6 protein-coding genes are annotated in these 5878 nt (G+C 63.0%); 1 reads left to right on the top strand and 5 read right to left on the bottom strand.

Annotated elements, in window-relative coordinates:
• Positions 1-221 precede the first annotated feature (221 nt).
• The 4 genes from IAE34_RS06040 to IAE34_RS06055 form a co-directional block, all read right to left on the bottom strand.
• Positions 222-599, bottom strand: coding sequence for a hypothetical protein (locus tag IAE34_RS06040; RefSeq protein ID WP_200137959.1), 378 nt, complete (start codon positions 597-599; stop codon positions 222-224).
• Positions 600-1295: 696 nt separating this feature from the next.
• Positions 1296-1556 (bottom strand): DUF1652 domain-containing protein, encoded by a 261-nt coding sequence (locus tag IAE34_RS06045; RefSeq protein ID WP_200137960.1) that lies wholly within the window; start codon positions 1554-1556, stop codon positions 1296-1298.
• 238 nt (positions 1557-1794) lie between these two features.
• Positions 1795-2442 carry a DUF1345 domain-containing protein gene (locus IAE34_RS06050; RefSeq protein ID WP_200137961.1) on the bottom strand — a complete coding sequence of 216 codons (648 nt, stop codon included), beginning with the start codon at positions 2440-2442 and terminating at the stop codon, positions 1795-1797.
• A 63-nt stretch (positions 2443-2505) separates the two neighbouring features.
• Complete coding sequence (locus tag IAE34_RS06055; RefSeq protein ID WP_200137962.1) at positions 2506-3468, bottom strand: site-specific integrase; 963 nt, start codon at positions 3466-3468, stop codon at positions 2506-2508.
• Between the two features lie 276 nt (positions 3469-3744).
• Here IAE34_RS06055 and IAE34_RS06060 point away from each other — a divergent pair, with 276 nt between their 5' ends.
• Positions 3745-5058 carry a methyl-accepting chemotaxis protein gene (locus IAE34_RS06060; RefSeq protein ID WP_200137963.1) on the top strand — a complete coding sequence of 438 codons (1314 nt, stop codon included), beginning with the start codon at positions 3745-3747 and terminating at the stop codon, positions 5056-5058.
• Positions 5059-5067: 9 nt separating this feature from the next.
• Here the strand turns inward: IAE34_RS06060 and IAE34_RS06065 are convergent, their stop codons facing one another.
• Positions 5068-5616: a lipocalin family protein gene (locus IAE34_RS06065; protein ID WP_200137964.1), complete on the bottom strand. Its 549-nt coding sequence runs from the start codon at positions 5614-5616 to the stop codon at positions 5068-5070.
• Between the last annotated feature and the right edge of the window lie 262 nt (positions 5617-5878).

The raw sequence follows: 5878 nt of genomic DNA on the forward strand, positions 1-5878 counted from the left end.
GGCCCTACAGACGCCTTCGCTCGGCCTTCTGACGTCGCGATTTGTGGTGACTGAGCTATCGCGCATTTAGAAGCAAAATCTGGAGGGGGTTGGCGCAGGGCATCCGCTGCTCGGCCTAATGGCGCCGCGATTTATGGTGTCTGGCTATTGCGCGCCTAGAAGCTGGGGCTGGGGCTGCACTTGCATTTGCACGTGGCGTTTGAAGCTGTTGCGGGTCAGATTCAATTTCTTGCTAGTGGATAGTGTTCTATGCGACAGGCGTAGCTATGGCCTTCTCCCTTGCAGTTGCCGTCCAGGTAGCGGTAGTCGATGCGCATCGACTGACCTTGGCCTGGCCACTGTCGGCGTGGGAGTGTGCTTTGGTAGTCGGGAGTTTCAGGGATGAAGGTGAGAGTGACGCCTTCCTTCGGGCATTCGGCCGTGGTCGAGGTGGTGCTCACTTTCATGACCTGGGCCTGCAGCTTTGGATGAGGTTGCTTCACAACCTGAGTGACGTGAAGCTCCAGGCGGCAAATTTCCCATTTAGAAGCCTGGGCTGGCTGACACATCACCAGAAAAGGCAAAACCACTAGCCCGTAGCGTGCTGCACGATTGTTCATTGTTCGCTGATCCGATGAGTCATTTCCGACCGCCATTATCGTCATGTTCTGCACTGACACAACATCTCTGGAAGCCTCGCCAGGATTATTTCGAGGTAGTGGGCCTGCGACATTCATGCACAAAGACGTCAAGCCCTCGACAGGATGGTCGTCCTCCGCAATTGGCCAAACGCGTCAAAGTCGAACCAGAGATACCTTCATGCTCCTGGCATGCCAGGTCGTAGGCGCAAACCTGCTGTTTGCCTTTGCCTTTGCTTCTAAGTGCGCGATAGTCCAGTCACCACAAATCGCGACGTCAGGAGGCCGAGCAGAGGTGCCTGTAGGGCCCTGGCGCGCAGCGCCCTGAGGCGTAGCCGAAGTCGCGAGACGGTGACTTGCGCAGCAAGTCTTAGGCCGCGAAGGCCCGAAAGACGCCGCAGCGAGGGAACCCCTGCGCAACGCGCAGGGGCCGGATGCAGGAGCAGGCGGTTTTTGCCTACTTTTTCCCAAGAGAAAAAGTAGGTCGCTGTAAAAGCGAAAAGGTGAATCAGCGTCAACAAAGCAAACGGATATTCACACCGTTCAAAAACCATCAAAAAGATGAATCAGCGTCAACAAAGCAAACAGATATTTACACCGTTCAAAAACCATCAAAAAGATGAATCAGCGTCAACAAAGCACACAGACATTCACACCACCCCAAAACCCGCAAAAAACCTACCCCACCCGAACCAACCCCCCCCGATCCCCAAACGCCTCCAACTCATCCTCCACAGCCTCGATAATCCGCTCCACCTCAGCCGCCCCCATCACCGTCGAACAGGGAATCCCAGCCACCACCAGCACCGTCTCCCCGGTCCCCCGATGAAAAACCCGGGCAACCATGCTACGCGGCGCATCCATGTTCGCCTCGAACCCCAGAGGATGAAAATGCCACCGCATCACCTGACAGGCATTGGGAAATGTCATCGTGTTCATGCCAACCTCCACACCCAGTCACCAGAAGGCCGCCGCGCCGAGAAACACCCTTGGTGTCATCTGGCCGACTCTAAACATAGCAGCCCCACCGCAACTGTCGCGCGAACCGGATGACAATTCGCACCTCGATTCATGAATCCGTCGCAACACCACCCGCCCAAGACCCAGCGCAAACGTTTTCCGCCCGGTACAGAAGCTCAAACCGCAGGCCACATACCCCTGTATTTCGGACCGATGGTCAACTGAGCAACCCGGCCGCGATGTTGATGGTGAACCCCAGAATCGCCGTGTTGAACACGAACCCCACCAGCGATTGCCCCAGCACCACCCGCCGCATGGCCCGACCACCAACCCCGACGTCGGAAGTCTGCACCGCCACACCGATGGTGAACGCGAAGTAGTGGAAATCCCAGTAATCGGGGCATCGCTCGCCGTCGGCGAAACGCAACAGCGGCTCTTCACCGGCGTGGGTATAGAACAGCCGGGCATAATGCAGGCTGAAGATACAGCCGATCAGCAGCCATGAGCCGGCGACGGTGAAGCCGGTATACAGGTAATGCATCGCCTGGGCGCTGCCGTGCAGGTCACGGCTGTCGGCCAGTTCCAGGGTCACGGCCGCCAGGCTGGCGATGGCGGCGATGCAGACCGTGGACAGCACCACGCCGGCGTTTTCATCCTCTATGTTCGCCACCCGCCGCACCGTGTCCGGTGAAGCGCGCCAGGTCAACCACAGCACCAGCACCAGGTAGGTCCATACCCCCAGGTTCCAACCGGCCAGCACCCGCTGAATCCAGTCGTCGGCGGGGAGGAGCCAGGCGCCGAGCACGCCGATCAGCAGGCCCAGGCTCAGGCGCGGGTGGGAGCGTGTCAGACGGTGGATGGCCATGGGTGCTCGACTGTTCTGGGGAGAAGGGCAAGGCTAGCTGAGAAGACGGCAGATGCGAAGCGTTCAGTCGACCGGGCCGCTCAGGTTCGGCAACGGCCGCGCCGGCGTCGCCAGCGCCAGGTCGCCGAAGGCCTGGCCCGCCTCGATGTAGCGCAGCGCCGACTTGGCGTCCTTCCAGCCCACGTAGCTCATCAGCGCCTTGAGCTCCCAGCCGTTGTCGGTGGCCCAGGTGGCGAAACCGCGGCGCAGCGAGTGGCCGGTGTAGAGCGCCGAGGGCACGCCGGTGCGTTCGAGCATGCGCCGCAGCACGCCGATCAGGCTGTTGCTGTGCAGCGCCGCCTCGCCCAGGTGACCCCAGCGATCGAGCCGGCGAAACACCGGCCCACGGGCGATACCGGCGACTTCGATCCAGTTCAGGTACGCGGTCACCGGGCACAGCGCCTTGAGCGCTGGCGTGCGGTGTCGCACGCCCAGCGCTTCCCGGTCGCCCTTGCTGCGCGGCAGGAACAGGGTGATGCCGACGCCGGGCTCGGCCTGAATGTGCTCCACGCGCAGGCGCGCCAGCTCATCGCCGCGAAACCCGCGCCAGAAACCCAGCAGCAGCAGCGCGGCATCGCGACGGGCGCGCAGCAGGGTGGGCAGGTCATGCTCGGCCAGCGCTTGGCACGCCTCGGCCTGCAGCCCGTCGACGGCGGTTTTCAGGTGTTGCAACAACAAGGGGGCGGCCTGGCGAGGCAGGGTCGGGTGCAGCGTGCGGATCCCGCGCAGCACCTGGCGTACCAGCGGCGCCTTGGTCGGGTCTGGGAAACCCTGCGCCTGGTGCCACTGGCTCAGGCCTGCCAGACGCTGGCGCAGGGTGCTCACGGTGTGGCGGTCGGCGTGGTCGGCCAGATAGCGGGCGATGCTGTCGGCCGTCGCCGGGAGAAAGCCGCCCCACTGCACCTCGAAGTGCTCGACCGCCGCCTGGTAACTGCGCCGGGTGTTGTCTCGGGTGGCGGCGTGGACATAGCGCTGGATATCGGTCATGGCAGCGGACGCGGAGCGGTGATGGCGTCACCTTAAACCAGCGCGGCGGCAGACGCCATCGCCTGCCGATGCGCGTATCTAGGCGGCTACAGCGCGAGCAAAAATAATCCCGCCCAGCCATAGCACTTTGATAGCGGCGCTGCGGTCTCTAGTGGCATGCTGCGTCGAGATCCATAAAAAAGCTGCAGGCCCCGCCTATCGGGGTTTGTGCGCCGCCAGGCGACTGGCTTGCAGGATGCGTGCGTGCTCATTCCCTCCTGTTGGCAAGGTATCCTCATGTTCGATCGCAAAATAAAAACACAACTGGCGGCCAGTGAAGCCGAAGTTCGGCGCCTGCGCCAGGTGCTCGATCAACTGGAGCAGGGCACCCTGGCACTGCGCCTGGACCCCGAGCAACGCATCGTGGCCTGCAACGAAGCCTGCGCCACGGCCTTGGGTCAACCGCGAGAGCGCCTGATCGGGCGGCCACTGCTCGACCTGGTGCCTGGCTACGTCACCACGTTGCCGTGCTACCGCCGCTTCAAGGAGGCCGTATCGCGCTTCCAGCCGGTGACCGACGACTACCGTTTCCAGAATCCGCAAGGTGGGCTGATCTGGCTGCGTCTGACCTGGCTGCCGGTGCGCGATCAGGACGGGCGCCTGGAATACATCCAGGGCTTTGGCAGCGATACCACCGTGCAGATCGAGAAGAATCGCGAGAACGGCGCGTTCGTCGAAGCGCTCTTCCGCTCCATGGCGGTCATCCAGTTCGACCTGAACGGCAATATCCTCACCGCCAACGACCAGTTCCTCGGCGCCATGGGCTACTCGATCAACCAACTGGTCGGCCAGCACCATCGGGTGTTCTGCAGCGCCGAGGAAGTGGCCTCGCCGGCCTACGCCGAATTCTGGAAGATCCTCAACAGCGGCCGCTATGTGGCCGGACGCTTCCGCCGCCTGGACAGCCACGGCCAGGAGGTGTGGCTCGAAGCCAGCTACAACCCCGTGTACAACGCCGAAGGTCAGATCATCCGGGTGATCAAGTACGCCTCGGTGGTCACCGATCAAGTGCGCAAGGAGCAGGAGATTCGCCGGGCGGCGGAAATGGCCCTGGACGTGTCGCGCACCACCGACGTCAGTGCCCGCGAAGGCGCTGCCGTGGTTCAGGAAGCGGTGCAGACCATGCAGGCGGTCGCCGGTCAGATGCAGTCCGCGTCCACCACCATCGAGGCCCTTGGCAAGCAGTCGGTGGTGATCAGCTCGATCGTGCAGACCATCGGCAGCATCGCCTCGCAGACCAACCTTCTGGCCCTGAACGCCGCCATCGAAGCTGCGCGTGCTGGTGAGCAGGGGCGCGGTTTCGCCGTGGTCGCCGACGAGGTGCGGCAACTGGCGGCGCGTACCAGTACTGCGACCGAGGAGATCGTTTCGGTGGTCGCACGCAACCAGCAGCTGGCCGACCAGGCGGTGATCGAGATCGAGAGCAGTCGTGAGCAGGCCAGTGCCGGTCTGGCCCTGGCCGGTCAGGCCGGCAGCGCCATCACCGGGATCCAGGATGGCGCCCGGCGCGTGGTCCAGGCCGTGGGCCAGGTGACCCACGACCTGCTGTGATGCCCGAGGTCAGTCTGGCTGGCGCCAGATCAGCTCGCTGGTGTCGTAACCACGCTGGCGAGCGGCCTCCAGCAGGAGGTTGCGGGTGTTTTCGCTGACCGTGGGAGTACGTGACAGCAGCCACAGGTATTCGCGGTTGGGGTGACCGACCAGCGCTACCTTGTACTCGGGGTCGTGGTACAGCACCCAGTATTCGCCCTTGGCGGTGTCCGGCGCCAGCTTGCTGAACCAGTTGTCGAAGCGTACCCACAGCTTGTCGGTCTTGCCGGGTTGTTGCAGCTGGGCGATACCGGTCGCCTCCTGCCATTGGCCGTCCTGTTCCCGACAGCGGTTGGTCACGTCCACCTGGCCGTCGGGGCGCAGCCGATAATTGGCTTCGGACTGCACGCACTTGCGCTGGAAGAACATCGGTAGGCGCGCCAGTTCGTACCATTTGCCCTGGTATTGCTGAAGATCGACGGCCATGGTCTTGGGTGGCGGCTGGTCGTCCGACGAGCCCACGCAGCCCGCCAGGGCGAACGCCAGGCAGCAAACCAGTGATGTGGCACGAATCGCCATGAGTGACCTCCTTGGTAAAGGTGTTGTGTCTGTTTCGACGCTGGGTGCCGGCGAAAGTTGAATCGCTCCTGGGCTTTTCGATTGCAGGCGCTGGCGCCCCTCGTTCGAGCCATCCCTGTGCCTGGACGCCGGGTAGGGCCTGCTGACCTTGCGTCAGTCTGCGGCGCCGTGTAGCCGTTGTCCCGGCTTCCCCTGTCAGCTTTCGCGCAGGTGATCCATTAGCGTGCGCGGTTTCCGACTGGCAAAGGCAGGATGCTTGACC

Source organism: Pseudomonas sp. S30, assembly GCF_016518545.1.
In the GTDB taxonomy this organism is placed as follows: Bacteria; Pseudomonadota; Gammaproteobacteria; order Pseudomonadales; family Pseudomonadaceae; genus Aquipseudomonas.